Origin of the sequence: Streptomyces collinus Tu 365, from assembly GCF_000444875.1 — a bacterium.
GTDB lineage: Bacteria > Actinomycetota > Actinomycetes > Streptomycetales > Streptomycetaceae > Streptomyces > Streptomyces collinus_A.
This window is the reverse complement of the sequence record NC_021985.1, coordinates 5,897,999-5,923,812: the sequence shown is the minus strand read 5'-3', so window position 1 is coordinate 5,923,812 and position 25,814 is coordinate 5,897,999. Positions and strand designations below refer to the sequence as shown.

At 70.8% G+C, this 25,814-nt stretch carries 26 protein-coding genes and 1 riboswitch; of the genes, 10 read left to right on the top strand and 16 right to left on the bottom strand.

From position 1 onward, the window contains the following. Nucleotides 1-29: 29 nt before the first annotated feature. Nucleotides 30-704, top strand: a complete 675-nt coding sequence (locus B446_RS25835) for an N-acetylmuramoyl-L-alanine amidase (protein ID WP_020942380.1) — start codon at nt 30-32, stop codon at nt 702-704. Between the two features lie 65 nt (nt 705-769). Here B446_RS25835 and B446_RS25830 read toward each other — a convergent pair whose 3' ends face one another. From B446_RS25830 to B446_RS39755, 3 genes are all read right to left on the bottom strand, one after another. Beyond that, complete coding sequence (locus tag B446_RS25830; protein ID WP_020942379.1) at nt 770-1,939, bottom strand: cysteine desulfurase family protein; 1,170 nt, start codon at nt 1,937-1,939, stop codon at nt 770-772. 85 nt (nt 1,940-2,024) lie between these two features. Next, nucleotides 2,025-2,300: a hypothetical protein gene (locus B446_RS25825; protein ID WP_020942378.1), complete on the bottom strand. Its 276-nt coding sequence runs from the start codon at nt 2,298-2,300 to the stop codon at nt 2,025-2,027. A gap of 32 nt (nt 2,301-2,332) precedes the next feature. Next, nucleotides 2,333-2,500: a hypothetical protein gene (locus tag B446_RS39755; protein ID WP_020942377.1), complete on the bottom strand. Its 168-nt coding sequence runs from the start codon at nt 2,498-2,500 to the stop codon at nt 2,333-2,335. A gap of 144 nt (nt 2,501-2,644) precedes the next feature. Between B446_RS39755 and B446_RS25815 the strand changes: the two genes are divergently transcribed. Next, entirely contained in the window at nt 2,645-3,274 is a 630-nt protein-coding gene (locus tag B446_RS25815; protein WP_020942376.1) for a TetR family transcriptional regulator, read from the top strand. Nucleotides 3,275-3,362: 88 nt separating this feature from the next. On the opposite strand, the gene B446_RS25810 is transcribed toward B446_RS25815, so the two are convergent. Then, complete coding sequence (locus B446_RS25810; protein WP_020942375.1) at nt 3,363-4,340, bottom strand: helix-turn-helix transcriptional regulator; 978 nt, start codon at nt 4,338-4,340, stop codon at nt 3,363-3,365. 103 nt (nt 4,341-4,443) lie between these two features. Here B446_RS25810 and B446_RS25805 point away from each other — a divergent pair, with 103 nt between their 5' ends. Continuing rightward, nucleotides 4,444-5,040: a TIGR03086 family metal-binding protein gene (locus tag B446_RS25805; protein ID WP_020942374.1), complete on the top strand. Its 597-nt coding sequence runs from the start codon at nt 4,444-4,446 to the stop codon at nt 5,038-5,040. Here the strand turns inward: B446_RS25805 and B446_RS25800 are convergent. Next, entirely contained in the window at nt 5,027-5,887 is an 861-nt protein-coding gene (locus tag B446_RS25800) for a thioesterase family protein (RefSeq protein WP_043476469.1), read from the bottom strand. The two genes, B446_RS25805 and B446_RS25800, sit on opposite strands and share 14 nt — an antisense overlap. 177 nt (nt 5,888-6,064) lie before the next feature. Here B446_RS25800 and B446_RS25795 point away from each other — a divergent pair, with 177 nt between their 5' ends. Then, a complete protein-coding gene (locus tag B446_RS25795; RefSeq protein WP_043476467.1) occupies nt 6,065-7,324 on the top strand; it encodes an alpha/beta hydrolase in 1,260 nt (419 codons plus the stop codon). Here the strand turns inward: B446_RS25795 and B446_RS25790 are convergent. The 10 genes from B446_RS25790 to B446_RS25745 all read right to left on the bottom strand — a co-directional run bounded on the left by B446_RS25790 (nt 7,233) and on the right by B446_RS25745 (nt 18,719). After that, entirely contained in the window at nt 7,233-7,892 is a 660-nt protein-coding gene (locus tag B446_RS25790) for a trimeric intracellular cation channel family protein (protein ID WP_043479113.1), read from the bottom strand. The two genes, B446_RS25795 and B446_RS25790, sit on opposite strands and share 92 nt — an antisense overlap. A gap of 47 nt (nt 7,893-7,939) precedes the next feature. After that, nucleotides 7,940-9,331, bottom strand: coding sequence for a M1 family metallopeptidase (locus B446_RS25785; RefSeq protein WP_020942370.1), 1,392 nt, complete (start codon nt 9,329-9,331; stop codon nt 7,940-7,942). Nucleotides 9,332-9,431: 100 nt separating this feature from the next. After that, nucleotides 9,432-10,907 (bottom strand): ABC transporter ATP-binding protein, encoded by a 1,476-nt coding sequence (locus B446_RS25780; RefSeq protein ID WP_020942369.1) that lies wholly within the window; start codon nt 10,905-10,907, stop codon nt 9,432-9,434. Beyond that, nucleotides 10,904-11,992, bottom strand: a complete 1,089-nt coding sequence (locus B446_RS25775) for an ABC transporter ATP-binding protein (protein WP_020942368.1) — start codon at nt 11,990-11,992, stop codon at nt 10,904-10,906. Before B446_RS25775 ends, B446_RS25780 begins: the two co-directional genes overlap by 4 nt. After that, nucleotides 11,989-12,999 carry an ABC transporter permease gene (locus B446_RS25770; RefSeq protein ID WP_020942367.1) on the bottom strand — a complete coding sequence of 337 codons (1,011 nt, stop codon included), beginning with the start codon at nt 12,997-12,999 and terminating at the stop codon, nt 11,989-11,991. The genes B446_RS25775 and B446_RS25770 overlap by 4 nt, the downstream gene beginning before the upstream one ends. 90 nt (nt 13,000-13,089) lie before the next feature. Then, the gene (locus B446_RS25765; RefSeq protein ID WP_043476465.1) at nt 13,090-14,838 is read right to left on the bottom strand and encodes an ABC transporter substrate-binding protein; all 1,749 of its coding nucleotides are present in this window, start codon (nt 14,836-14,838) and stop codon (nt 13,090-13,092) included. Between the two features lie 27 nt (nt 14,839-14,865). Next, nucleotides 14,866-15,864, bottom strand: coding sequence for an ABC transporter permease (locus B446_RS25760; RefSeq protein WP_020942365.1), 999 nt, complete (start codon nt 15,862-15,864; stop codon nt 14,866-14,868). Between the two features lie 353 nt (nt 15,865-16,217). Continuing rightward, on the bottom strand, nt 16,218-16,991 hold the full coding sequence (locus B446_RS25755) for an enhanced serine sensitivity protein SseB C-terminal domain-containing protein (RefSeq protein WP_020942364.1): 774 nt from the start codon (nt 16,989-16,991) through the stop codon (nt 16,218-16,220). A 187-nt stretch (nt 16,992-17,178) separates the two neighbouring features. Then, on the bottom strand, nt 17,179-17,970 hold the full coding sequence (locus B446_RS25750; RefSeq protein ID WP_020942363.1) for an enhanced serine sensitivity protein SseB: 792 nt from the start codon (nt 17,968-17,970) through the stop codon (nt 17,179-17,181). Nucleotides 17,971-18,044: 74 nt separating this feature from the next. After that, entirely contained in the window at nt 18,045-18,719 is a 675-nt protein-coding gene (locus B446_RS25745) for an AAA family ATPase (RefSeq protein WP_020942362.1), read from the bottom strand. A 173-nt stretch (nt 18,720-18,892) separates the two neighbouring features. Next, nucleotides 18,893-18,990: riboswitch (glycine riboswitch) on the top strand. 186 nt (nt 18,991-19,176) lie between these two features. On the opposite strand from B446_RS25745, the gene gcvT reads away from it, so the two are divergent. The 6 genes from gcvT to B446_RS25715 all read left to right on the top strand — a co-directional run bounded on the left by gcvT (nt 19,177) and on the right by B446_RS25715 (nt 25,359). Beyond that, a complete protein-coding gene (gcvT, locus tag B446_RS25740) occupies nt 19,177-20,295 on the top strand; it encodes a glycine cleavage system aminomethyltransferase GcvT (protein ID WP_020942361.1) in 1,119 nt (372 codons plus the stop codon). A gap of 115 nt (nt 20,296-20,410) precedes the next feature. Then, nucleotides 20,411-20,788 carry a glycine cleavage system protein GcvH gene (gcvH, locus tag B446_RS25735; protein ID WP_020942360.1) on the top strand — a complete coding sequence of 126 codons (378 nt, stop codon included), beginning with the start codon at nt 20,411-20,413 and terminating at the stop codon, nt 20,786-20,788. A gap of 14 nt (nt 20,789-20,802) precedes the next feature. Next, a complete protein-coding gene (glyA, locus tag B446_RS25730) occupies nt 20,803-22,080 on the top strand; it encodes a serine hydroxymethyltransferase (protein WP_020942359.1) in 1,278 nt (425 codons plus the stop codon). Nucleotides 22,081-22,195: 115 nt separating this feature from the next. Then, nucleotides 22,196-23,563, top strand: coding sequence for an L-serine ammonia-lyase (locus tag B446_RS25725; RefSeq protein WP_020942358.1), 1,368 nt, complete (start codon nt 22,196-22,198; stop codon nt 23,561-23,563). Between the two features lie 118 nt (nt 23,564-23,681). Next, complete coding sequence (locus B446_RS25720; RefSeq protein WP_020942357.1) at nt 23,682-24,713, top strand: Ca2+-dependent phosphoinositide-specific phospholipase C; 1,032 nt, start codon at nt 23,682-23,684, stop codon at nt 24,711-24,713. Nucleotides 24,714-24,804: 91 nt separating this feature from the next. Then, nucleotides 24,805-25,359 (top strand): GH25 family lysozyme, encoded by a 555-nt coding sequence (locus B446_RS25715; RefSeq protein WP_020942356.1) that lies wholly within the window; start codon nt 24,805-24,807, stop codon nt 25,357-25,359. A gap of 54 nt (nt 25,360-25,413) precedes the next feature. Here the strand turns inward: B446_RS25715 and B446_RS25710 are convergent, their stop codons facing one another. Next, nucleotides 25,414-25,626 carry an EF-hand domain-containing protein gene (locus tag B446_RS25710; protein WP_020942355.1) on the bottom strand — a complete coding sequence of 71 codons (213 nt, stop codon included), beginning with the start codon at nt 25,624-25,626 and terminating at the stop codon, nt 25,414-25,416. Nucleotides 25,627-25,814 lie beyond the last annotated feature (188 nt).

Genomic DNA, 25,814 nt, shown 5'->3' with positions numbered 1-25,814 from the left:
GGGTCCGCCGGATATCCGTTGGCGATCACATGGGGGCTTCGAAGGACGTGGCGGCGAAGGACGGGGACAGCCGGCTGGGGCGGCGGGCCCTGCTGATCGGCGGGGCCGCGGCCGCCGTGGGCAGCGCCGCGCTGGCCCGCGACGAGCTGTCCCGGCTGTGGTGGCGGCTGCCCGGCGTGGACAAGCCCCGGGTGGCGGGGGCGGTCGACTTCCGCGGCGCGCGCTGGGTGCCGGCGTCGGCGGCGAACTACCGGCGGGCGGACCGGCCGGACGACTACCCGGTGGACCGGGTGGTCGTCCATGTCACCCAGGGCGGTTACGCGTCGGCGGTGAAGGTCTTCCAGGACCCGGCGCACCGGGCGGCGGCGCACTACGTCGTGCGCCGGGACGGGCGGATCACCCAGCTCGTCCGCGAGCTGGACGTGGCGTTCCACGCGGGGAACCGGGCGTACAACGAGCGCAGTGTCGGCATCGAGCACGAGGGGTTCGTGGAGGACGCCTCCTCCTTCACGGACGCGATGTACGCCTCCTCGGCCCGGCTGACGGCGGCGATATGCGCGCGCTACGGCATGCCGGTGGACCGGGAGCACATCGTCGGGCACGTGGAGGTGCCGGGGACGGACCACACGGACCCGGGGCGGTTCTGGGACTGGGACCGGTACCTGCGGCTGGTCCGCGCCGTACGTGGGCCCTCGGCGGCCTGAACCCGCCTGGACCCGCCTCCCCGCCGCGTCACCCGGCGTCTTCCCGGGCGCCGGAGCGAGCGTGGTCAGGTGAGGCCGGCGGCGCGGGCCCGCTCGACGGCCGGTCCGATGGCCTTGGCGACGGCCTCGACGTCGGCCTCCGTGGAGGTGTGGCCGAGGGAGAAGCGCAGGGTGCCGCGGGCCAGGTCCGGGTCGGTGCCGGTGGCGAGCAGGACGTGGCTGGGCTGGGCGACGCCCGCGGTGCAGGCCGAGCCGGTGGAGCACTCGATGCCCTGGGCGTCCAGCAGGAGCAGCAGGGAGTCGCCCTCGCAGCCGGGGAAGGTGAAGTGCGCGTTGGCGGGGAGGCGGCCGCCGGGGGCCGGGTCGCCGCCGAGGATCGCGTCCGGGACGGCCTCGCGCACGGCGTCGACCAGCCGGTCCCGCAGGGCGCCGATCTCGCGGTCGAACCACTCGCGCTGTTCGGCGGCGAGGCGGGCGGCCACGGCGAACGAGGCGACGGCGGGGACGTCGAGGGTGCCGGAGCGGACGTGGCGCTCCTGGCCGCCGCCGTGCAGCACGGGTACGGGGGTGTACTCACGGCCGAGGATCAGCGCGCCGATGCCGTACGGGCCGCCGATCTTGTGCCCCGAGACGGTCATCGCGGCGAGGCCGGAGGCGCCGAAGTCGACGGGCACCTGGCCGAAGGCCTGGACCGCGTCGGCGTGCAGCGGGATACCGAACTCCGCGGCCACGGCGGCCAGTTCGCGGACCGGCAGGATGGTGCCGATCTCGTTGTTGGCCCACATCACGGTGGCCAGGGCGACGTCGTCGGGGTCGCGGGCGACGGCCTCGCGCAGCGCCTCGGGGTGGACGCGGCCGTAGGAGTCGACCGGGAGGTACTCGACGGTGGCGCCCTCGTGCTCGCCGAGCCAGTGCACGGCGTCGAGGACGGCGTGGTGCTCGACGGGGCTGGCCAGGATGCGGGTGCGGGCCGGGTCGGCGTCGCGGCGGGCCCAGTACAGGCCCTTCACCGCGAGGTTGTCGGCCTCGGTGCCGCCCGAGGTGAGCACGACCTCGCTGGGGCGGGCGCCCAGCGCCTCGGCCAGGGTTTCGCGGGACTCCTCGACCGTGCGGCGGGCCCGGCGGCCGGAGGCGTGCAGGGAGGACGCGTTGCCGGTGATGCTCAGCTGGGCGGTCAGCGCCTCCGCCGCCTCCGGGAGCATCGGGGTCGTCGCGGCGTGGTCGAGGTAAGCCATGGTGCGGCCGATTCTACGGGCCTGCCCGCGGCGGGAGCGGTGCCGGGCGGCTTCGCCCCGTCGTCCTCGGGGCGCCGGCGGGGCGTCACAGGCTCCAGGAGACCGTGTGGGACAGGTCCATGGAGACCAGCAGGACGACCAGGTCGGCCACGCCGAGGGTCAGGCCGAGCCAGGCGCGGCCGCGCCGGGACGTGCCGCGCCAGAGGGCGACGGCGGCCAGGGCGATGGCGATCGGGCCGAGGAAGAGGTTGAGGACGAGCAGGCCGAGGAGGCCCAGGATGAAGGACGCGACGGCCATGCCGTCGGGGTCGCGCGGGCGGCTTTCGGTGCTGCGGCCCGCGGCCGGTGCGGTGAGTTGCATGGTGCTCAGCTCCTTGAGGTCGTGACGGACGGTCAGTGGGCCGACGGGTGCCGGCGGCGGCCGTGACGCTCGCGGATCGCGAAGACGCCGAGCCAGACGGCGATGACGGCGGCCGCGACGGCGGTGAAGGTCAGGGGTGCGTGGGCGACGGTGCCCAGCACCACACCGAGCAGCATGAGTGCGGCGACGAGGAACAGCATGGGATGGGATCCCCCCTCAGAGATGCCTCGTGTATGGCCTGTGTGAAGCTTGGGTGAACAGTTGTAGTAACAGTTGTTCACTGACTTCGAGTCTACCCCTTTCCACGGCTTTGCAATTTCAGAGAACAGTTGTTAACTGGAGAGATGAGTCACACCCTCGGCGTCCGGCAGGCCCAGAAGCAGAAGACCCGGCAGGCGTTCCTGGACGCGGCGCTCGCGCTGCTGGAGGAACAGAGCCTGAGCAGCCTCGGACTGCGCGAGGTCACCCGTGCCGTGGGCGTCGCCCCGACGGCCTTCTACCGGCACTTCCGCTCCACCGCCGACCTCGGAGTGGCCCTGGTCGACGAGGCGCTGGGCAGCCTTCACCCGATGGTGCGGACGACGGTGTCCACCGCGGGCGACAGCGAGGAGCGCATCACACGCGCCGTGGAACTGATCGCCCGTCACGTGGACGCGTACCCCGCACACGTCCGCTTCATCGCCCGTGAACGGCATGGCGGAGTCCAGCCGGTCCGTGAGGCCATTCGCGCCCAACTGGCGCGCTTCGCCGAGGAGGTCAAGGCCGAGCTGGCCAAGGACCCGCAGGCGGAGGGGTGGAACGACGAGGACCTGCTGATGCTCGCGCATCTCTACGTCGACCAGATGCTCATCACCGCCTCCCTGTTCCTGGAGACGCTGGACTCGCCCGAGGACGGCGAGCGCGAGCGCGTCGCCCAGCTGGCCACCCGGCAGCTGCGGCTCATCACCATCGGCCGCCGGCACTGGCTGGACTGACGCGCTCCGGACGCGCTTTCGCGCCACGTCCGCGGTCGCGGTCGGGCACGCTTCAGCGCGACCCAACCACCCCCGCGCACCCGCGGGTTCACTCCCCGCGGCCCGCCTCCTGGTACAGGGCCGTGACGGAGCCGACCGCGCGCAGCAGTTCGGCGCGGGCCTCGGGCGGGTCGAGGATCTCCACCTGGTCGGAGAAGCCCAGGAGTTGGCGCACCGCGCGCAGCGCCGGGTAGGACAGCCGGACGACGGCCCAGTCGCCCTCCCCGTCGTCCGCGGGGAGTTCGGTCAGCAGGGCCCCCACCATCCGCTGGAACATGTCGAGGCGTTCGCGGCGGACCCGCACCGTGACGTCGATCGCGCCCTCGGGCCGCTCCTCCACCTGGCGGCGCAGCACCTCCCAGACGTCGGCGAGTTCGACACCGGCCCGGCGCCGGACCGGCTCGTCGAGCAGCCGCGCCGAGCGCACCCGGTCGGCGCGGAACAGCCGCGGGGCCGCGCGCCGGTCGGCGACCAGGTACCAGACCCCGGCCTTGGCGACCAGGCCGTAGGGGTCCAGGGTGTACGTGCGGGGCTCGCGCTGCCCGCTGTGCCGGTAGCTCACCCTCAGCCGGCGGTCGGCGAAGACCGCGTCCTGGAGCACCTGGAGGTCGACGGACCGCCCGGGGCCGCTGCGCCAGCGGGTGGCGTCGACCAGGATGCGGCGGCTGGTCACCTCGGCGGCGGGCCGGTGCGGCGCGGGCAGGGCCGCCATCACCTTGCGCAGGGCCGAGCCGAGAGCCGCGTCGAGACCGAGCGCGGCGTGCGCGCCCTGCGCGGCCAGGATGAAGAGGGCGCGGGACTCGTCGGCGGTCAGGCCGGTGACGTCCGTGCGGAATCCGGCGAGGAGTTCGATGCCGCCGTGGCGGCCGCGCTCGGCGTACACGGGCACGCCGGAGGCGGACAGCGCCTCGACGTCCCGGTAGATGGTGCGCACCGACACCTCGAGCCGGTCGGCGAGTTCGTGCGCGGGGACCCGGCCCCGGGTCTGCAGGAGGAGCAGGATCGACAGCAGCCGGTCGGACTTCACGGGCCCAGGATCGCGCCGTCGCGGATCTCGCGCAAATGTTGACGGAATCTGTCAGGTTTTCGGCGCAAGCTCCTCTCCGTACCCACCAGAGGAGAGGCACACGATGAGCACCACCGGTTACACCGACCCACGCCCCGTCTACACCCGCGCCACCGAGCAGGCCGCCGCGCTGATCAGGACGGTGCGCCCCGAGCAGCTCGACGGACCGACTTGTTGTACCGAGTTCGACGTACGGGCGCTGCTGAGCCATGTCGTCGGTGTCACCCGCCGGATCGCCGTGGTCGGCGAGGGCGGTGACGGGCTCGCCATGGAGCCGGTCGCCGAGGGCGTCGAGGACGACGGCTGGGCGGCGGCCTACGACGAGGCGCGTGTCCGGGTCCTGAAGGCGTGGGAGGCCGACGAGCGGATGACGGCACCGGTGCGGGTGCCCTGGGGCGAGGTGCCGGGCCACGCGGCGCTGTCCGGGTACGTGATGGAGATCGTGACGCACACCTGGGACCTCGCCGAGGCCGTCGGCCACCCCTTCGCACTCGACCCGGAGCCGGCGGAGTTCGCCCTGGCCACGGCCCAGCGGGTGCTGCCCGACTCGCGGCCCCGGGACGAGACCCCGTTCGACACCCGCCGTGCGGCCCCCGAGGGGGCCGGGGTGTACGAGCGGCTCGCGGCCTGGCTGGGACGCGCCCCGCTCAGCCGAGCCTGACGCGGGCGAGCTGGCGGGACTGGGCGACCAGCCGGTCCTCGCTGTCCCAGACCTCGGCGTCCTCCTCCAGGAACCCCCCGGCCAGGTTGCGGGTGGTGATGGACACCCGCAGCGGACCGGGGGCCGGGCGGTGGCGGACGTGGACGGTGAGCTCCACGGTGGGGACCCAGCCCTTGAGGCCGATCTCGAAGGCCGTGGGCGGCAGCGCGTCCACCGCCAGGAGCAGCGACAGCGGGTCGGCGTCGCGGCCGTCGGCGAGACCGAACCAGGCGCGCATCTCCCCCTTGCCCGAGGGCGCGCCGAGGGCCCAGCCGAGGGTGGCGGGGTCCAGCTTGAGCATCAGCCGGTCGGTGATGGCCGAGCTGCCCGGCACCGGGGCGGGCGAGTCGTCGGGGCCGAAGCACTGCTCGATCGGCGGGACGGCCGGCGGGACAGCCGTCGTGCGGACGTCGTCGGGGAGGGCGGAGAGGTCGCCGTAGGAGGCGAGGACGCGGATGCGCTCGACCTCGTTGCCCTCCTCGTCGTACTGCAGGAGCGAGGCCTGGCCGGTGGAGAGGGTGCGGCCGGTGCGGACCGTCTCGGTGCGGACGACCGCCGGGCCCGGCTGGGACGCGGTCAGGTAGTGCGCCGAGACGGTGAAGGGGTCCGGGTGCGGGAGGGTGTCCGCGAGGGCCCGGCCGAGGACGGCCAGCAGATAGCCGCCGTTGACGGCGTTGATGATGGTCCAGCCGGCACAGAGGTCGATGTCGTAGACCCCGGGCTCACGCCGGGTGACCGCGGTGTCGCGGTCGAACTCGCTGTCGCCGATCACGGCTCGCCCGGTGGGCGCGGTGGCTGCTTCTGGCATGGATGAACGGTACAACAGGAAATTACTAAGCGGTAGCTTTTCCGTAGGGGGCCCGTACGACGTGAACCGGCCACCCGGAACGGACCGATCCGGCCTCCGGGTGAGATCCCGGCAATTTCTCGGTAAGTGTCCGGACACGTCCACAACCCACGCCCCGCTGTTCCCCTCTATGGGGACATGAGCCTCACCGGGACTCCGTTCCTCTACACGACGATCGTATTGTCGGTCGTCGCCCTGATACTGCCGCTCACGCTCTGGTCGCGGGTGCGCGGGCCCAGGCCGCTGCGCACCGCGGCCCGGGTCCTCATGCTGCTGTTCACCCAGGGCACGGCCGTCGCACTGGTCTTCGTGCTGGTCAACAACCAGAACAACCTGTACGACAACTGGGCCGACCTGCTCGGCACCGGCAACCACGTCCAGCAGGCCGCCGACCTCGGCCGGGACGGCACCGGCGGTCTGGCGCTGAAGCAATTGCCCAAGGTCAGGCAGGTCTTCAAGCCCGCCGACGGCCCCGGCATGCGCTCGGCCGGCGGCGTCCGCGTCACCCAGCTCAAGGGCCGCGTCTCCGGGGTGAACGCCGAGGTCTACGTCTGGCTGCCGCCGCAGTACAACGAGCCGGCCTACCGCGGCAAGAAGTTCCCGGTGGTGGAACTGCTGCCCGGCTACCCCGGTTCGGCGAAGGCCTGGTTCGGGTCGCTGAAGGCGCACGAGCAGCTGCTGCCGCTCATGCGCAGCGGCCAGGTGGCGCCCTTCATCCTGGTCGCCCCGCGCACCAACCTGCTGGCCGGCGTCGACACCGGCTGCGCCAACATCCCCGGCCAGGTCAACGCCGACACCTGGCTCAGCATCGACGTGCCCAGGATGGTCACGGACAACTTCCGCGCGCAGCCGGCCCCCCAGGGCTGGGCGGTGGCCGGGTACTCGGCCGGCGCGCACTGCGCGGTCAAGCTCGCGGTGGCGCACCCGGACCGGTACCGGGCCGCGGTGAGCATGTCCGGGTACAACGACCCGATCGGCGAGCGCAACTCGCTGGCCTCGCAGAACCCCGCGCTGCGCGCCGAGAACAACCCCTACCTGCTGCTGCGCAAGGCGGCCGTGCCGCCCCGCGTCGCGCTGTACGTGTCCGGCGAGTCCGGTGACGGCTACCAGGCGGGTACGGCGCTGGAGTCCGTCGCGAAGGCGCCGACGACCGTGCACGTGGTCTTCCTGCCGCGCAGCGCGGGCGGCCACACCATGGCGCTGTGGCGCCCGCAGGTCCCGGCGGTGTTCCGCTGGCTGACCCTGCAGATGGGCCAGAACCGCGCCAGGGGCGAGGACCGGTCCCTGACCACGGCGACCGCCGGGACTACTCCTCGGTCACCGTCGACCGCCGGTTCCAGGCGCGCGGCGCTCGCCAGTGGAACCTCATCGCCAGCAGCCGCAGGGCGAAAGCGGTGACGACGGCGAGCCCGCTGGTGAGCGGGGTCAGGGCGTCGTAGCGGATGCACAGCGCCACCATGGTGGCGCCGACGATCGCCGGGACCGCGTACAGGTCGCGGTCCCAGCGCAGCAGTGAGGGCACCTCGTTGGCGAGCACGTCCCGGAGCACGCCGCCGCCGACCGCGGTGGCCAGGCCCAGGGTCGCGGACGCGGTCAGGTTGAGGCCGTAGCTGTACGCCTTCGTCGTACCGCTGACGCAGAACAGGCCGAGGCCGGCCGCGTCGAAGACCAGGACGCCGGTCTGGATCCGCTCCACGTGCGGGTGCAGGAAGAAGACCACGAGGGTGGCGATCAGGGGGGTGAGGAAGTACCCCAGGTCGGTGAAGGCGGCCGGGGGCACGGCTCCGATCACCACGTCCCGGAACAGCCCCCCGCCCAGCGCCGTGACCTCGGCGAGCACCGCGATGCCGAACACGTCGAAGTTCTTGCGGACGGCCAGCAGCGCGCCGGAGATCGCGAACACGAAGATGCCGATGACATCGAGCGTGTGCTGGACGGAGGGACTGAAGAGTTGCTGGAGCTGCACCCTGCCGTTCTCACCCAACAGGGCACATGAACCTTACAAAGCCAGGCTCACAGGGTGGGTTTCCCTGTCGTGAAGAGCCAGGTGCGGAAGAAGTCGTCCAGTTTGCGGCCGCTGACCCGCTCCGCGAGGCGGACGAAGTCGGCCGTGTCCGCGTTGCCGTACCGGTGCAGCCGGGTCCAGGCGGGCAGCAGCCGGAAGAACGCCTTGTCGCCGATCTTCTCCCGGAGCGCCTGGAGCGTCATCGCGCCGCGCTGGTAGACGGCGGAGGCGAACATCGTGTCGCGCTGCGGGTCGGCCACCTGGATCTGCCAGAAGGAGGAGTCGGCGGGGCGGGCGTCGTAGACGGCGCGGAAGGTGTCGTGGGCCGGGCGGGTGCCCTGGTGCTCCGCCCACAGCCACTGGGCGTAGGTGGCGAAGCCCTCGTTGAGCCAGATGTCCTTCCACCGGTCCACGCTCACCGAGTCGCCGAACCACTGGTGGGCCAGTTCGTGCACGATGGTCGTCTCGTTGCGCACGGCCGAGTAGGCGGGCTTGCTCTGCACCTCCAGCGAGAAACCGGCCTCGGGCATGTCGTCGACGATGGCCCCGGTCTCCTCGAACGGGTAGGGGCCGAACACCTGCGACCAGTAGTCGGTGGCGGCGGCGGTGACGGCGTACACGTCGACGCTGTTGCTGTTCTTGAGCACGGGGTCGACGGCGACGTAGATCGGGGTGCCGCCCGGGGTGCGGCCGGTGCGCACGTCGAACTTCCCGATGGTGGCCGTCGCGAGGTAGGTGGCCATGGGCCGGCTCTCCCGCCAGTGCGTGTACGTCGAGTCGCCCCGGTCGTACGTCGACACCAGCCGGCCGTTGGAGACGCCGGTCAGGCCCCGGGGGGCCTTGATCCGGATGTCGTAGGTGGCCTTGTCGGAGGGGTGGTCGCTGGAGGGGAACCAGGTGGAGGCGGCGTTGGGCTCGCAGGCGACGAAGACGCCGTCGGCCGTCTTCATCCAGCCGTACGCGGAGCCGAACACGATGGGGCCGCTCAGCGGCTCGGGGACACCGCCGTAGGTGACGGTGACGGTGAAGTCGCGGCCCTTGGCCAGGGTGGTGCGCGGGGTCACCGTGACCTCGTCGCCGTCGCGGGTGAACGTGGCGTGTCTGCCGTCGACCTCGACCGCGGTGATCTGGAGCTGCTGGAGGTCGAGGTCGAAGGAGGAGAGGTGCTGGGTGGCGCGCGCGGTGAGGGTCGCCCTGCCGTCCAGACGGCCGGTGTCCGGGGCGTAGGCGATGTCCAGGGCGTAGTGGCGGGCGTCGAAGCCGCCGTTGCCGAGCCGGGGGAAGTAGGGGTCACCCGCGCCGGGGGCGCCCGCGGTGGGGGCGGGTGCGGCGGCGATGACGAAGAGGGCGGCCGCCGCGGTGGCGACGGCCGCTGAACGTGCCGAACGGGAGAGTGCCATGAATCGTCCCTTTCGAGCGTGTGCCGATCAGTGGTCGGACACGGACGACTCTGCACTCTCCCGTTCAGGCATGTTCATGACTTTGCCCAGTTGTCATGCGCTACTTGTCGGTTGACTCCTGGGAGTCGGCGGCCGGCTTCTCGGAGGCGGGCTTCTCGGAGGCGGGCTTCTCGGAAACGGTCGCCTTCTCGGAGGCAGCCGACTCGGCGGCGGTCTCCTCGGCGGGAGCCGGCTCCTCGGTGGTGGTCTCCTCGGCGGTGGTCTCCTTGGCGGTGGTCTCCTTGGCGGGAGCCGACTCCTCGGCGACGGTCTCCTCGGAGGCGGCCGACTCGGCGGCGGTCTCCTCAGCCTGAGCCGGCGCGGCGACGGTCTCCTCGGCGGGAGCCGGCTCGGCCGCCGGCTCCGGCTCCGCCGGGTCGTCGGAGACGACCGCGTCCGGGACCAGCTCCGCGGCCTTCTTCGCCGCCGAGAGCAGGACCGTGTCCTGCGGGGCCTGGTCGGCGAAGTTCTCCGGGTGGTGGCAGGCGACCTGCTGACCGGTCCTCAGCTCCACCAGCTGCGGCTCGGTCGTCTTGCAGATCTCCGTCGCCTTCCAGCACCGGGTGTGGAAGCGGCAGCCCGACGGCGGGGCGATCGGCGACGGCACGTCGCCGTGCAGCAGGATGCGCTCGCTCTTCTGGCCACGGCGCTTCGGGTCCGGCACCGGCACCGCCGACATCAGCGCCTTGGTGTACGGGTGCATCGGCGCCTCGTACAGCGAGGTGCGGTCGGCGATCTCGACGATCTTGCCGAGGTACATCACCGCGATGCGGTCCGAGACGTGCCGCACCACGGAGAGGTCGTGGGCGATGATCACGTAGGTGAGGCCGAGTTCCTGCTGGAGGTCGTCCATCAGGTTCACGACCTGCGCCTGGATCGACACGTCCAGCGCGGACACCGGCTCGTCCGCCACCACCAGCTTCGGCTTCAGCGCGAGCGCGCGGGCGATGCCGATGCGCTGGCGCTGACCGCCGGAGAACTCGTGCGGGTAGCGGTTGTAGTGCTCGGGGCTCAGACCGACCAGGTCGAGGAGGCGCTGGACCTCCTTCTTCACCCCGCCCTCGGGCTCGACGCCCTGGAGCCGGAAGGGCGCCGAGACGATCGAGCCGATGGTGTGGCGGGGGTTCAGGGAGCCGTACGGGTCCTGGAAGATCATCTGGACGTCACGGCGCATCGGGCGCATCTGCCCGGTGCTCAGCCGCGTGATGTCCCGGCCCTCGAACTCGATCGTGCCGCTCGTCGGGTCCTGGAGCCGGGTGATGACCCGGCCCATGGTCGACTTGCCGCAGCCCGACTCGCCGACGACGCCCAGGGTCTCGCCCTTGCGCACCTCGAAGTCGATGCCGTCGACGGCCTTCACGGCGCCGACCTGGCGCTGCAGGAGGCCCTTCTTGATCGGGAAGTGCTTCGTCAGGCCCTTGACCCTGAGCAGCACCTCACGCTCGGCGGAGCCGCCCTCGGGGGCCGACGCCTGCTGCGGGATCGCGGCCTTCCCGGCGGCGTCCTCGACGGCGTCTGTCTTGTTCGTCTCACTCACAGCTTCGGCGCAATCTCTTCGGTCCAGATCCGCGTACGGTCCTCCGCCGAGAGGTGACAGGCGGACCAGTGGCCGCCCTCCACCTGCTCCAGCTCGGGACGCACCGTGCGGGTGACGTTCCCCTTGGGCAGGTCCGCGTACGGGCAGCGCGGGTGGAAGGCGCAGCCCGACGGGACGTTGATGAGGCTCGGCGGCTGGCCCTTGACCGGGATGAGCCGGTCGGAGGTCTCGCGGTCGATGCGGGGCATCGAGCCGAGCAGGCCCCAGGTGTAGGGGTGCTGCGGCTGGTCGAAGATCTCCCCGACCGGTCCGCGCTCCACGCACCGGCCGCCGTACATCACCAGGACGTCGTCCGCGATCTCGGCGACCACGCCGAGATCGTGCGTGATCATGATGACCGCGGAGCCGAACTCCTTCTGCAGGTCCCGGATCAGGTCGAGGATCTGCGCCTGGACGGTGACGTCGAGGGCGGTGGTCGGCTCGTCCGCGATGAGCAGCTCGGGGTTGTTCACCAGCGCCATGGCGATCATGGCGCGCTGGCGCATACCGCCGGAGAACTCGTGCGGGTAGCCGTCGATGCGCTTGGCGGGCTCGGGGATGCCGACCCGGTCGAGCATCTCGATGGCGCGCGTGCGGGCCACCTTCTTGCTGACCTTGTGGTGGACCCGGTAGGCCTCGACGATCTGCGTCCCGACCTTGTAGTACGGGTGCATCGCGGACAGCGGGTCCTGGAAGATCATCGCCATCTTGCGGCCGCGCAGCCGGCGCACCTCGTCCGGGTCGGCGCCGATCAGCTCCTGCCCGTCCAGCCACACCTCGCCGGAGACCTTGGCGTTCGCCGCGCGGTGCAGACCCATGAGGCCGAGGGACGTCACGGACTTGCCGGAGCCCGACTCACCCACGATGCCCAGCGTCTGGCCGCGCTGTACGTCGAAGCTGACGCCGTCCACCGACTTGACCAGGCCGTCGTCGGTGCTGAAGTGGATGCGCAGATCGCGAACGGAGAGGAACGCGTCCTGGGCGTCGGAAGGGGCGGCGACGCCCGCGGCCGGTTCGCCCAGTGCCGCCTTTTCGAGCTTGCTCACGAGTACCTCACGCGGGGGTCGATGGCTGCGTACACCAGGTCCACGACCAGATTGGAGACGACGATGAAGAAGGCGGCGACCAGGGTCACGGCCATCACGATGGGCAGGTCGTTGTCCTTGATGGCCTGGATCGAGTACGCGCCGATGCCCTGCAGGGAGAAGACCGTCTCGGTGAGCACCGCGGTACCGATGAGGGTGCCGAAGTCGATGCCGAAGATGGTGACGATCGGGGTGAGGGTCGCGCGCAGGCCGTGCTTGGTGACGACCGTGCTCTCCCGCAGACCCTTGGCCCGGGCGGTCCGGATGTAGTCCTCGCTCATCGTCTCGAGCATGCCCGCCCGGGTGAGCCGGGCGTAGGTGGCGGAGAAGAGGAACGCGAGGCTGACCCAGGGCAGGAACAGGTGCCAGGCCCACTCACCGGGGTTCTGGGTGAAGGGCACGTAGTCGGTGCTGTCCCAGATGGGCCACTGGTAGATGAACAGGACGTTGATGACCTGTCCGGTGAAGAAGATCGGGAGCGAGACGCCGGCGAGCGCGATGAACATCGAGATGCGGTCGACGGGCTTGCCCTTGCGCAGCGCGGAGATGACACCGGTGGTCACACCGAAGATCAGCCAGATCACGGCCGCGCCGACGGCCAGCGAGAAGGAGACCGGGATGCGCTGCGTGAGCTGCGGCCACACCTCGACGTGACTCTTGAAGGAGTACCCGAAGCAGGGGGCGCTGCAGTGCGTGGCGTCGGGACCGAACTTGTAGTCCGCGCCCACGAACAGGCCCTTGAGGTAGTCCCAGTACTGGATGTAGATGGGCTGGTCGAAGCCCAGGTTCCTCTTGATCGCGGCGATGGACTCGGGGTTGGCGTCCTTGCCGACGTACTGGGTGGCCAGCTGGGTGGCCGTCTGGCCGCCCAGGCGGGGGACCAGGAAGAAGATTGCGAAGGTGACTGCGCTGACCACCAGCAGCAGCACCAAAGCGCCGAAGACGCGTCGGATGATGTACGCAGCCACAGCTGTCCGGCTCCGGGGGGCCGGGACGGAGTGTGTCCGTCCCGGCCGCCCGGAGCCTTCACCTGCCTTTCAGGGGTATCCGGCCTGCTGTTACTTCGAGGAGCCCAGCAGCGTGTAGTCGTACATGCCGAGGTACGCCTGCGTGACCGTGACGTTGGTCGCGGACGTAGGCCTGATCAGCAGGTTCTTGCGGTAGATCAGCGGGACGACCGAGGCGTTGTCCAGGACCATCTTGTCGATGTCGCCCCACGCCTTGGTGCGCTCCGCCGAGTTGGTGTTGGAGATGGCGTCGGAGAGCGCCTTGTTGATCTTCGGGTCGTTCAGCTCCATCAGGTTGTTGCCACCCGACGGCTTGATGGCCGAACCGTCGATGATCTGGTCCAGGAAGCCGTAGCCGGTCGGCCAGTCGGCGCCCCACGCCATCATCATCATGCCGAGCTTGTGCGAGTGGACGTAGCTCGGGACACCGGCGAAGTTGGAGAAGTACTTGCCGGAGGGGAACTGCTTGATGTCGGCCTTGATGCCGACGCCCTTGAGCGAGTTCTGGATGGCCGTGGCGGCCGCGACCTCGGCGGGGCGGTCGGCGCGGGCCGTCAGCGTGGTGGAGAAGCCGTTCGGCTTGCCGCACTGCTTCAGCTCGTCCTTGGCCTTGGCCGCGTCACCCTTGTGGCCCGGCGTGGCGTAGGAGTCGAACTTGGTGTAGCCGTTGACCGACGGCGGCAGCAGCGTGGTGGCCACGTCACCCTTGGGCGAGCCGCCCATGGCGTCGATGACCGACTGCTTGTCGAGGGCCCACTGGACGGCCTTGCGGCAGTGGACGTTGTCGAACGGGGCGACGTGCTGGTTCAGGGCCATGTAGCCCGTGGCACCCGCGTACGAGTTGTCCGTCTGCTTGGCGTACTTGCCGCTCAGGATCTTCGGCTGGGTCTGCGGCTGCACGCCGGCACCCGTGATGTCCGCCGTGATCTTGTCGGCGAGCAGGTCGTTGTCGACCGTGACCGGGTTGACCTTGAACTTGACGTTGATCTTGTCCGGCAGCGCCTTGCGGATCGGGTCCGTCTTCGGGTCCCAGTTCGGGTTGCGGACGAGGGAGGCGCTGGCGCCCTCCTCGTACGAGGCGAACTTGTAGGGGCCGGAGGACACGATGTGCTGGACGTACTTCGCGCCGTCGTCCTTCGCCTGCGGCACGGGGGCCGTCTGGGAGAAGGTCGCCAGGTAGTCGAAGTCGGCGAACGGCTTGGCCAGGTGGAAGACGATCGTCTGGTCGTCCGGGGTCTCGATCGAGTCGATCCCCTTCTTGTCCTTGTAGGGACCCTTGTACTTGTCGCCGCCCTTCAGGTACGCCTTGAAGTACGTGGGGCCGTTGGACAGGGCCTCGGGCGCGAAGTTGGAGCGCTCGACCGCGTACTTGACGTCCTTGGACGTGATCGGCGTGCCGTCGTCGAACTTCAGGCCCGAACGCAGGTGGTACGTCCAAGTCTTGGCGTCGGCGCTGGCCTTGCCGAGGGAGTCGGCCAGGTCGGGGACGACGGTCAGGCCGTCCTTGCCGGCGGCCGGCTTGAACGTGACCAGCGTACGGGCGTACAGACGCGAGAAGTTCTGCACGAAGCCGTAGTACGTGTTGCCCGGGTCCAGCGAGTCGGGAACGTCGGAGTCCTCGAGGTTGACCGTCCCCCCCTTCTTGCTCGACGCGTTGACTATGGAGTCCAGCGCCGCGTCCTTCTTGCCGGCGCCGCCACCACTGTTGTCGTTGCTGTCTTTACCGCCGCCGCACGCGGCAGCGCCGAGCGAGACCGCCAGGACCGTCGCCACGGCGGCGGTAACCCTTCTCGTCTTCACGTGAGGAATGCCCCCTCGATCGTTGGATCACTTGCTGCGAGGGTCGAGCGCGTCACGCAGCCCGTCACCCAGCAGGTTGAATGCCAGGACGGTGATGAAGATCGCCAGTCCGGGCACGAACATGAACTGCGGATCTGCGGTGTACAGATCCACTGCATTGCTGAGCATTCCGCCCCAAGAAGCCTGCGGCGGCGCGATACCGACTCCGAGGAAGCTCAGCGCGGCCTCGAAGAGGATGTTGGTCGGGATGATCAGCGTCGAGTAGACGAGGATCGGCGCGACGAGGTTGGGGAGCAGCTCGCGGAACAGGATGTACGGGCCGCGGGCGCCCAGGCTGGTGGCGGCCTCGACGAACTCCCGCCGCGCGAGGCTCATCGTCTGGGCGCGCACGATACGGCCGATGTACGGCCAGCTGAAGAAGCCGATCACGAAGATCAGCACGCCGATGCGCAGCGACAGGCCGTTGAACCCGAAGAAACCGTCCTGCACCGAGGCCGAGATGGCGATGGCGAACAGCAGCAGCGGGAACGCCAGGAAGGTGTCCATCAGCCGGCTGATGGCGCTGTCGACCCAGCCGCCGTAGTAACCGGCGACCACGCCGAGCACGGTACCGATGATCACGGACAGCAGGGTGGCTCCGCCGGCGACCAGCAGCGAGACCCAGGAACCCTCGATGATGCGGGCGAGCATGTCACGGCCGTACTGCGGCTCCACGCCCAGCGGGTGGCTCCAACTCATGCCGCCCCAGCTGCCCTTGGGAGCCAGCAGAGCCGGGTCGATGAGGTCCTGGTGGAACTGGTTGGGGTCCAGTCCGAACGCCCACTCGATCGGCTTGGCGAGCACCGCCATCAGCACGAGCAGGATGACGACGACGCCACCCGCGACAGCCAGCTTGTCCCGCTTGAAGCGGGTCCAGGCGATCCGTGAGAGCGAACGCCCCTCGATATCGGCTTTCTTGACCCCGGCGAGCACAGCCTCGGGCGGGGTCTCGGCCTCGGCTCCGGTGGTCTCGATCGGTGCGGTCACTGTGAACCCGACCCCTCTCGCCGGTGGTGACCGGCCTGCGCCTGCCGCGGTTTGCGGCTTTGTCGACTTGCTCGACCACAGGTTCTCCACCTGTGGTCTGAGTCGGGAGTCTTCAGCGTCGTTGCGATCACCCGCCAGAGCTGGCGGGGAAAGTATGCGCAAACGTGATGCAGTCCGAGGGATTCCGTTATCCGATCAGCGGGTAACGGCCAGCGAACGCGGGGCACTTGGGTCAACGGGTGACCATTCACGCCAATACGGACCAATCGGCGCTGATCTACGCGCGAAGAAGTCCGCAGTTCGCCGGGGACGCCGCCGTGCGGTCCAAGGGGCGGACCGCGCGGACCCGTCGGTCAGTAGCCCCCGTGGACCGGCGGATAACCGTACCCGGCGGCCGGTCCCTGGGGCTGGGCCTGGAGCTGGGGCGCGGCCGCGTGCGCCTCGCGGTCGTAGAAGGGCCGGGCGTTGGCCCGCATCCACAGCACGACCGGATCGTAGTCGTCGGTCATCGCGACCGTGGACACCGGCAGCCCCTCGGGCACCGCTCCGACGGACTGCTGCATCATCGCGCGCACCGAGTCCACCGCGGCCGGCGAGGTGTCGTACACGTCCAGGCCGATGGCGAGGTACGGGGCGCCGAGCGCGGGCTGCACCCAGGCGCGGCGCAGCGCGCGCAGGGCGGGGGTGCGGTGGGCGTTCTGCGCGAGCAGCGCGTAGAACTGGGCGACCTCGATGCCCGGTTCCGACAGGCTCAGGGGTCCGGCGGGCTGGCGGTCCAGGCCGGTGGCGATACGGCGCAGGTCAGGCCAGGGGACGCCGACGCCGCCGCCCGGGGCGTGCGGGTTGAGCCACAGGCCGTAGTGGTCCGGGTAGAGGGTGCGGGCGACGTCCAGCCCGTCGACCACCTCGTAGGAGCGGTTCCAGCCGCTCGCCGAGAGTTCCTGCGCGGAGGTCACACAGGGGGCGTAGCTGACCCCGTCGACCTCCATGTTCCCGTACTGGGCGTCGGGCGACCCGCCCTGGCCGTGCCACAGGAGCATCCAGATCTGCCCGGAGGAAGGGGTGGCGAGGGCGCGCAGCAGTGCCTCGTAGGCGTCGTACCGCCCGGGGGTGACCTGGCGCAGCATGTGCTCGACGCTGCCGCTTGGGCTCGCGCTCACCTGTCATGCCCTTCTTCGTGGAGTGGCCCGCGTGTGGAGACAGCTTAAGCGCCCGGCGGCTCGAGGCCCCGTGCTCCTGCGCGCGTGCGGGCGTGTGGTGGGGTCTCGCGCGGTTCCCCGCGCCCCTCCGGGTCCGCCGCGGCCGCGCCGGCTTCTAGTGGCCGTACTGGTAGAAGGGCCGGACGTGGGTCTTCAGCCAGTCGCCGACCGGGTCCTGGGCGACGTCCAGGAGGACCAGGTTGACCGGCCACTTGACCGGGACTTTGCCGAGGGCCCGGCCGAGGGCCTCCAGGGGCAGCGCGCGCAGGTCGCCCTCCCACTGGGAGAGTTCCACCCCGACGAACATGACCGGGTCGGCCGTCTCGATCGCCGCGAGGCAGCGGCGGGCGGTGACGACGACGCCGGTCCCGGCGAACTCGGCGGCGGCCGCGGCGAGGAAGTCGACCGGGTCGTCCTGCCAGTCGGGCTCGAAGAGGCGGACCCGGCCGCCCGTGGCGGGACCGTCGAGCGGGGTGCGGCCGGAGCGGCACACCTCGGCGACCGCCTCGGGCGGCAGCGGCACGCCCACCACGCCGCCGGGGTTCAGCGCGATCCCGGCCTGCGGAGGCAGGCCGCGGGCGAACTCCACCGCGGGGGCGACGGTGTACGACATGTGGGGGCCGGCCGCCTGGCGCAGCTGCTCCTCGGAGCTGAAGACCGGGACGAACACCTGGCCGTCGATCTCCATGGTGGGCAGGTCGAGCGGGCCGCTGTGCGGGCCGCCGCCGTTGGGCAGCGGGATCCAGACGAAGCTGCGGCCCAGCACCTCGATGATCCGCCCGCCGGCCGTGGGTATGCCGAGGGAGGCCGAGAGCACCTCCTCCAGCTCGTTGCCGGGCCAACCGCCGTGCGGGTGGGGGTGCGCCTGTGCCGGGAAGTCCGCGGGAATGTCCGCCGGGAAGTCCATCTGCCTACCGCCTGCTGGGAACCGTGCCTGTGGATCAGAAGGCTAGCGGGTGCCTGTGACGGGCCAGGGCCCGATCAGCCGGTGAAGTCGATGCGCCGCAGGACGTCCACCGCGGCGCGGTCGAGCAGCACCGCCGAGCCGCAGCCCGCGGGCGGCTCGCCGCGCTCCACGGCGCGCAGCAGCCGGGAGGTGGTGCGCCGGTGCCGGCGGAAGGCGTACCGGGAGACCGCGCGGCCGCGCTCGCGCTGCCCCTCCTCGGCCGTCCCGGCCGGCACGTCGAGCAGGACCAGGTGCAGGGTGCCGCCCCGGCGGCGGGCCTCGCGGGCGAGCCAGGCGCGCACCCAGGACTGGGTGCCGCAGTCGTGCACCACGAGGCCCCCGCCGGAGCGCAGGGCGCGGCGCAGCCCCGCGTAGTGCGCGAGGCGGACCAAGGGGCGGTAGAGCGCGTAGGGCAGCGCGCGGGGCATCCGGGCGTCCCAGCGGTCACGGGTGTCCTGGGAGTCGACGCGCGGCCCGGGGACCGCGCGGCGCATCAGGGTGGACTTGCCGCTGCCGGGCAGGCCGGTGACCACCACCACGTCGCGCGGCCCGAAGAGCAGGGCGCGCGGGCCGTGACCGGCGCGCTCGCGCAGGTCGCGCACGGCGGCCACGGGGCGCCCGGCGCGGTGCTCGAGGGCCGGCGCGGAGGGCTGTCCCGGCACCGCGACGCCCGCGGTGGTGAGATGGACCGTGGTCCTGTTCACCGTCATCGTCCTCCCCCTGGGGCTCGGCGGATCCCCTGCCCTGCGACGTTAAAGAGAAGGTAATGCGTCGGCTCCCGCGGTTCGGTACGCGTACTGCCACAGGTCGGTTACAGATGCGGGCCCTGACGGGCGGGGGCCTGGCGTGCAATGATGTGCCCGCCAACTGCATACCGGCCGTTTGAATCCGCGCGGGAGAGTTCCCAGCCCTGTTCGCTGGGACGCCGAAGGAGCAAGTCCCTCCCTTGAATCTCTCAGGCACCGTTACCGCGCGGGCGAGGCACATCTGAAAAGCGGGTCGCTGCGACAGCGGCCCCACCCAAGGTGCAAGCCGTGACCACCCCTCGCGGGGATCATGGCGAACCTCTCAGGTTCCGATGACAGATGGGGAGGAACGACCTCGCCTTCCCCCTGCTCGGCTGCGCTCGCACGGGGGGACCCCATCGCCCTGGGAGACGACCGACCGATGAGCAGTTCCGAACTCCGTCACACCGCGCTGGACGCCCTCCACCGCTCGCTCGGTGCGACGATGACCGACTTCGCCGGCTGGGACATGCCCCTGCGCTACGGCTCCGAGCGCGACGAGCACGTCGCGGTACGCACCAGGGCCGGCCTCTTCGACCTCTCCCACATGGGCGAGATCACCGTGACGGGCGCCGGCGCCGCGGCCCTGCTGAACCACGCCCTGGTCGGCAACATCGCCTCCGTCGGTGTCGGGCGGGCCCGCTACACCATGATCTGCCAGGCCGACGGCGGCATCCTGGACGACCTGATCGTCTACCGGCTCGCCGAGACCGAGTACATGGTCGTGGCCAACGCCTCCAACGCCCAGGTGGTGCTGGACGCGCTGACCGAGCGCGCCGGGGGCTTTGACGCCGAGGTGCGCGACGACCGCGACGCCTACGCGCTGATCGCGGTCCAGGGCCCGGAGTCCCCCGGCATCCTGAAGTCGCTCACGGACGCCGACCTGGACGGCCTGAAGTACTACGCGGGTCTGCCGGGCACCGTCGCCGGCGTCCCCGCGCTGATCGCCCGCACCGGCTACACCGGCGAGGACGGCTTCGAGCTGTTCGTGAAGCCCGAGCACGCGGTCGAGCTCTGGCAGGCGCTGACCAAGGCCGGCGAGGGCGTCGGCCTGGTGCCGTGCGGTCTGTCCTGCCGGGACACGCTGCGCCTGGAGGCGGGCATGCCGCTGTACGGGCACGAGCTGACCACCGCGCTGACGCCGTTCGACGCCGGTCTCGGCCGGGTGGTGAAGTTCGAGAAGGAGGGCGACTTCGTCGGCCGCGAGGCGCTGGCCGAGGCCGCCGCCCGGGCCGAGCAGAACCCGCCGCGCGTCCTGGTCGGCCTCGTCGCCGAGGGCCGCCGCATCCCGCGGGCCGGGTTCGCCGTCGTCTCCGGCGGCGCGGTGATCGGCGAGGTCACCTCCGGCGCCCCCTCCCCCACCCTGGGCAAGCCGATCGCCATGGCGTACGTCGACGCGGCGCACGCCGCGCCGGGCACCGAGGGCGTCGGCGTGGACATCCGCGGCAGCCACGAGCCCTTCGAGGTCGTGGCACTGCCGTTCTACAAGCGCCAGAAGTAGACACTGGGCGCGGTCCGTCAGCACGGCGTGACCCTGCGCACATCCGCCTGCCTCCCGGCAGGTCCGGCAGTCCCCCCTTCATCAGCACTCCCGCGCGTACAGGAGAATTCAGGCCATGAGCAACCCCCAGCAGCTGCGCTACAGCAAGGAGCACGAGTGGCTGTCGGCCGCCGAGAACGGCGTGTCGACGGTCGGCATCACCGAGTTCGCGGCCAACGCGCTCGGCGATGTGGTCTACGCCCAGCTCCCCGAGGTCGGCTCCACCGTCGAGGCGGGCGAGACCTGCGGTGAGCTGGAGTCGACCAAGTCGGTCTCGGACCTGTACTCGCCGGTCAGCGGCGAGATCACCGAGATCAACGAGGACGTCGTCAACGACCCGTCCCTGGTGAACTCGGCTCCCTTCGAGGGCGGCTGGCTGTTCAAGGTGCGCGTCACGGACGAGCCGGCCGACCTGCTCTCCGCCGACGAGTACACCGCCCAGAACGCCGGCTGAGGAGTCGTAGCCGTATGACCGTCCTGAACACGTCCCTGCACGAGCTGGACCCGGAGATCGCCGCCGCGGTCGACGCCGAGCTGCACCGCCAGCAGTCGACCCTGGAGATGATCGCCTCCGAGAACTTCGCGCCGCTCGCGGTGATGGAGGCCCAGGGTTCGGTCCTCACCAACAAGTACGCCGAGGGCTACCCGGGCCGCCGCTACTACGGCGGCTGCGAGCACGTCGACGTCGCCGAGCAGATCGCCATCGACCGGATCAAGGAGCTGTTCGGCGCCGAGTACGCCAACGTGCAGCCCCACTCCGGCGCCTCCGCCAACCAGGCGGCCCTGTTCGCGCTGGCCCAGCCCGGGGACACCATCCTCGGCCTGGACCTGGCGCACGGCGGTCACCTGACCCACGGCATGCGCCTGAACTTCTCCGGCAAGCAGTTCGACGTGGTCGCCTACCACGTGGACGACGCCGGCCTGGTCGACATGGCCGAGGTCGAGCGGCTCGCCAAGGAGCACCGCCCCAAGGTGATCATCGCGGGCTGGTCGGCGTACCCCCGGCAGCTCGACTTCGCCGAGTTCCGCCGGATCGCCGACGAGGTCGAGGCGTTCCTGTGGGTCGACATGGCCCACTTCGCCGGCCTGGTCGCCGCCGGTCTGCACCCGAACCCGGTGCCGTACGCCGACGTGGTCACCTCCACGACGCACAAGACCCTGGGCGGGCCGCGCGGCGGCGTCATCCTGGCGAAGAAGGCCTTCGCGAAGAAGCTGAACTCCTCGGTCTTCCCGGGCTTCCAGGGCGGTCCGCTGGAGCACGTGATCGCGGCGAAGGCCGTCTCCTTCAAGGTCGCCGCCTCGGAGGACTTCAAGGAGCGCCAGCGCCGTACGGTAGAGGGTGCGCGCATCCTCGCCGAACGGCTGACGGCGGCCGACGCGCGCGAGGCCGGTGTGAACGTGCTGTCCGGCGGCACCGACGTGCACCTGATCCTGGTGGACCTGCGCGAGTCGGAGCTGGACGGCCAGCAGGCCGAGGACCGGCTGCACGAGGTCGGCATCACGGTCAACCGCAACGCGGTCCCGAACGACCCGCGCCCCCCGATGGTCACCTCGGGCCTGCGGATCGGTACGCCCGCCCTGGCCACCCGCGGCTTCTCGGCCGAGGACTTCGCCGAGGTCGCGGACGTGATCGCGGAGACGCTGAAGGCGCCGTCCCCCTTCGAGGGCGCCGAGGTCGAGGCGCTCAAGGCGCGCGTCGAGGCGCTCGCCGGCAAGCACCCGCTGTACCCGGGTCTGAACAAGTAGGTCCGTAACGCCCGGTACCCCGCACACTGGAAAGGGAAGGTGTGCGCGGTACCGGGCAGGTGCCCACCCCCGCACCGCCCCTTTTTCGCACCACCCCCGTTCCAGAGGAGTCCCCGTGGCCATCTCGGTCTTCGACCTGTTCTCGATCGGCATCGGCCCGTCGAGTTCGCACACGGTCGGCCCGATGCGCGCGGCCCGTATGTTCGCCCGCCGCCTGCGCAACGAGGACCTGCTCGGTTCCGTCGCCTCCGTGCGCTGCGAGCTGTACGGCTCGCTCGGCGCGACCGGCCACGGCCACGGCACCCCGAAGGCGGTGCTGCTCGGCCTTGAGGGCGCCTCGCCGCGCACGGTCGACGTGGAGGGCGCCGACGAACGGGTGGCGGCCATCAAGGCGTCGGGCCGGCTGTCGGTCCTCGGCGAGCACGAGATCGCGTTCTCCTTCGACGACGACCTGGTGCTGCACCGCCGCAAGGCGCTCCCGTACCACGCCAACGGCATGACGATCTGGGCGCACGACGCCTCGGGCGCCGAGCTGCTCACCAAGACGTACTACTCGGTCGGCGGCGGCTTCGTCGTGGACGAGGACGCGGTCGGCGCGGACCGCATCGTACTGGACGACACGGTGCTGAAGTACCCCTTCCGTACCGGTGACGAGCTGCTGCGCCTGACCAAGGAGACGGGCCTGTCCATCTCCTCGCTGATGCTGGAGAACGAGCGGGCCTGGCGCACGGAGGACGAGATACGCGCGGGTCTGCTGGAGATCTGGCGGGTCATGCGCGAGTGCGTCCAGCGGGGCATGTCCCGCGAGGGCATCCTGCCCGGCGGCCTGAAGGTGCGCCGCCGGGCGGCCGTCTCGGCCCGCCAGCTGCGCGCCGAGGGCGACGCGCTGGCCCACGCCATGGAGTGGATCACGCTCTACGCGATGGCGGTGAACGAGGAGAACGCGGCCGGCGGCCGGGTGGTGACCGCCCCGACGAACGGCGCCGCGGGCATCATCCCCGCCGTCCTGCACTACTACATCAACTTCGTGCCCGGCGCCGACGAGGACGGCGTGGTCCGCTTCCTCCTCGCGGCCGGCGCCATCGGCATGCTCTTCAAGGAGAACGCCTCCATCTCCGGTGCCGAGGTCGGCTGCCAGGGCGAGGTCGGCTCGGCCTGCTCCATGGCCGCCGGCGCGCTGGCCGAGGTGCTCGGTGGCTCCCCCGAGCAGGTGGAGAACGCGGCCGAGATCGGCATGGAGCACAACCTCGGCCTGACCTGCGACCCGGTCGGCGGCCTGGTCCAGATCCCCTGCATCGAGCGCAACGGCATGGCCGCGGTCAAGGCGGTCACCGCGGCGAAGATGGCGATGCGCGGCGACGGCTCGCACAAGGTGTCCCTGGACAAGGTCATCAAGACCATGAAGGACACCGGCGCCGACATGTCCGTCAAGTACAAGGAGACGGCCCGCGGCGGGCTCGCGGTGAACATCATCGAGTGCTGACGCCCGGCGCCTGGGGACGGCCGCTCTCGTCCCCCTCTGTCCTTCCAAGGGCTACCGAGCAGTAATCAACTACCCCTAGTCTGCGGCCAAGTCCGTGACGGCATAGGGGAGTTGAGTCATGCGCGTGGTGAGACGGCTGGCGGCGCTGGTGGGTGTGGCCGTGATGGTGGTGGCGGTGCCGGGGCACGCCCGGGCGGCGTCGCCGAAGTTCTCCCGGACGACGGCGATCGGGACGCACAACGCGTACGACAAGGCGAAGTACACGTACTTCGCCCAGGCGCTGGACTCCGGCGCCTCGCTGCTCGAACTGGACGTGTACGTCGACAGCCTCACCCACCGGTGGCGGGTGAGCCACAGCAACCCGCTCGGCAACGACAACAACTGCGAGGCCGCCAAGACGCCCGGCGACCTGTACAGCAAGAGCCGCAACCAGGACCTCGGCGGCTGCCTGGACAACATCGCGGCCTGGAACCAGCTCCACCCCGACCACCCGCCGATCGTGTTCAAGGTCGAGATGAAGGTGGGGTTCAACAACAACGCCGGTCTGGGCCCGGCCGAGTTCGACACGCTGGTCTCGCAGAAGCTCGGCGACAGCGTCTTCAAGCCGGCCGACCTGCTCGGCGGCACCTACTCCTCCCTGGACGCGGCGGCCCGGGCCGACGCCTGGCCCGCCCGCGACTCCCTGCGCGGCAAGTTCCTCTTCGAGCTGATCCCGGGCACGGTCGAGCAGTCCAACCCGTTCGACCACTACTGGACGGACAAGGAGTACGGCGAGCACCTGCGCGACCTGTACGCGGCCGGGAACATCGGCCGGGCGCAGGCCTTCCCGGCGGTGCTGGGGGCCGCGAACGGGGACCCGCGCACCAGCCGCTACGACGCCTCGATCCGCCCCTGGTTCGTCTTCTTCGACGGTGACGCGGCCGCGTACGTGAACAACGGGTACGACACGTCGTTCTATTCGGCGAACCACTACATCCTGATCGCCACCGGCGCCGACGGCGTCTCCCCGGCGATCTCCGCCACGAACCCCACGGACGCCGAGGTCGCCGCCCGGCTGGCACTGCTGGCCGGGGACCACGCCAGCCTCATCACCTCGGACTGGTCGGCCAAGCCGGCGTCGGTGCTGGGCGCGGTGACGGACCGGGGCTGAGGATTCCGGCCACGCGGACGGATCGCCCGTGCCAGGGTGGGCATATATCAGTCAACTCCTGTCTCCCCACCGGCACTCAGGGAGTCCCCCCATGCTCCACGGCATCGACGTCAGCGCGTTCCAGTCCTCGTCGTACGACACGGACGGCCTCTCCTTCGTCTTCATCAAGGCGACGGAGGGGCGTTCGTACGTCAACCCGAGACTTGCCGCGCAGGCCAAGAGGGGCCGCGACGCGGGACTGGTCGTCGGCTTCTACCACTTCCTGTGGCCGGGTGACATCGGCGCCCAGGCCGAGTACTTCGTCTCGCACGCCCCGGAGAAGGGGGGCGACCTGCTCGCCGTCGACTGGGAGACCACCGGCGACGGCACGCACGCGAGCAACGCGGAGAAGGACCTGTTCATCCACAAGGTGCGGGCGCTGCGGCCGCACAACAAGGTCCTGCTGTACACCAACCGGGACTACTGGCTGAACAAGGACGTCACCTCGTACGCCGGGGACGGCCTGTGGATCGCGGACTACGTGACCGCGGGCAAGCCCCGGATCAAGGCCGCGTGGCGCTTCCACCAGTACAGCAGCGAGCCGCACGACAAGGACGTGGCCGCGTTCTCCTCCAAGGCCGCGCTGCGCGCCTGGGCCGCGTCCTAGGGGACGGCCGGGTCAGGGGTGCCCTCCGTACGGGACGGCACCCCTGCCTGACGGTCACTTGTCCAGGTAGGCCCAGAACTCGTCGAACGACAGCACCTTGTCGCCGTTGAGGTCGCGGGTCCTGATGATGGCCTCGGCCACCGTGTCGGTGACGTTCCAGTCACCCTGCTGGGCCAGCGCGGACTTGAACTCGGCGGCGGTGATGAACCCGTCACCGTCCGCGTCGATCCGCTGGAACTGCTTGCGTGCTTCCTCGATGTCCGCCACCGATCCGCCCCTTTTTGTTCGTGTTGCTCATGCCGTGCTGGCGTACTGACGCTGGTCAGATTAACGGCCCCCGCGCACGTCCCGTACCGCGGCCACCCGGACGGGGAGAAGTCGGGTGCCGTCGTCGATCACGTCTGCGAGTCTGGGGCCGCCGGCCGGCGGCGGCCGATGCGAGCGGAGGGGCGCGG

Bases quoted from the DNA above. Each gene is read 5' to 3' on its own strand.
- B446_RS25835 (WP_020942380.1), top strand. From the start codon at position 30: ATGGGGGCTTCGAAGGACGTGGCGGCGAAGGACGGGGACAGCCGGCTG.
- B446_RS25830 (WP_020942379.1), bottom strand. From the start codon at position 1,939: ATGGCTTACCTCGACCACGCCGCGACGACCCCGATGCTCCCGGAGGCG.
- B446_RS25825 (WP_020942378.1), bottom strand. From the start codon at position 2,300: ATGCAACTCACCGCACCGGCCGCGGGCCGCAGCACCGAAAGCCGCCCG.
- B446_RS39755 (WP_020942377.1), bottom strand. From the start codon at position 2,500: ATGCTGTTCCTCGTCGCCGCACTCATGCTGCTCGGTGTGGTGCTGGGC.
- B446_RS25815 (WP_020942376.1), top strand. From the start codon at position 2,645: ATGAGTCACACCCTCGGCGTCCGGCAGGCCCAGAAGCAGAAGACCCGG.
- B446_RS25805 (WP_020942374.1), top strand. From the start codon at position 4,444: ATGAGCACCACCGGTTACACCGACCCACGCCCCGTCTACACCCGCGCC.
- B446_RS25800 (WP_043476469.1), bottom strand. From the start codon at position 5,887: ATGCCAGAAGCAGCCACCGCGCCCACCGGGCGAGCCGTGATCGGCGAC.
- B446_RS25795 (WP_043476467.1), top strand. From the start codon at position 6,065: ATGAGCCTCACCGGGACTCCGTTCCTCTACACGACGATCGTATTGTCG.
- B446_RS25785 (WP_020942370.1), bottom strand. From the start codon at position 9,331: ATGGCACTCTCCCGTTCGGCACGTTCAGCGGCCGTCGCCACCGCGGCG.
- B446_RS25755 (WP_020942364.1), bottom strand. From the start codon at position 16,991: ATGCTGCGCCAGGTCACCCCCGGGCGGTACGACGCCTACGAGGCACTG.
- B446_RS25750 (WP_020942363.1), bottom strand. From the start codon at position 17,970: ATGGACTTCCCGGCGGACATTCCCGCGGACTTCCCGGCACAGGCGCAC.
- B446_RS25745 (WP_020942362.1), bottom strand. From the start codon at position 18,719: ATGACGGTGAACAGGACCACGGTCCATCTCACCACCGCGGGCGTCGCG.
- gcvT (WP_020942361.1), top strand. From the start codon at position 19,177: ATGAGCAGTTCCGAACTCCGTCACACCGCGCTGGACGCCCTCCACCGC.
- gcvH (WP_020942360.1), top strand. From the start codon at position 20,411: ATGAGCAACCCCCAGCAGCTGCGCTACAGCAAGGAGCACGAGTGGCTG.
- glyA (WP_020942359.1), top strand. From the start codon at position 20,803: ATGACCGTCCTGAACACGTCCCTGCACGAGCTGGACCCGGAGATCGCC.
- B446_RS25720 (WP_020942357.1), top strand. From the start codon at position 23,682: ATGCGCGTGGTGAGACGGCTGGCGGCGCTGGTGGGTGTGGCCGTGATG.
- B446_RS25715 (WP_020942356.1), top strand. From the start codon at position 24,805: ATGCTCCACGGCATCGACGTCAGCGCGTTCCAGTCCTCGTCGTACGAC.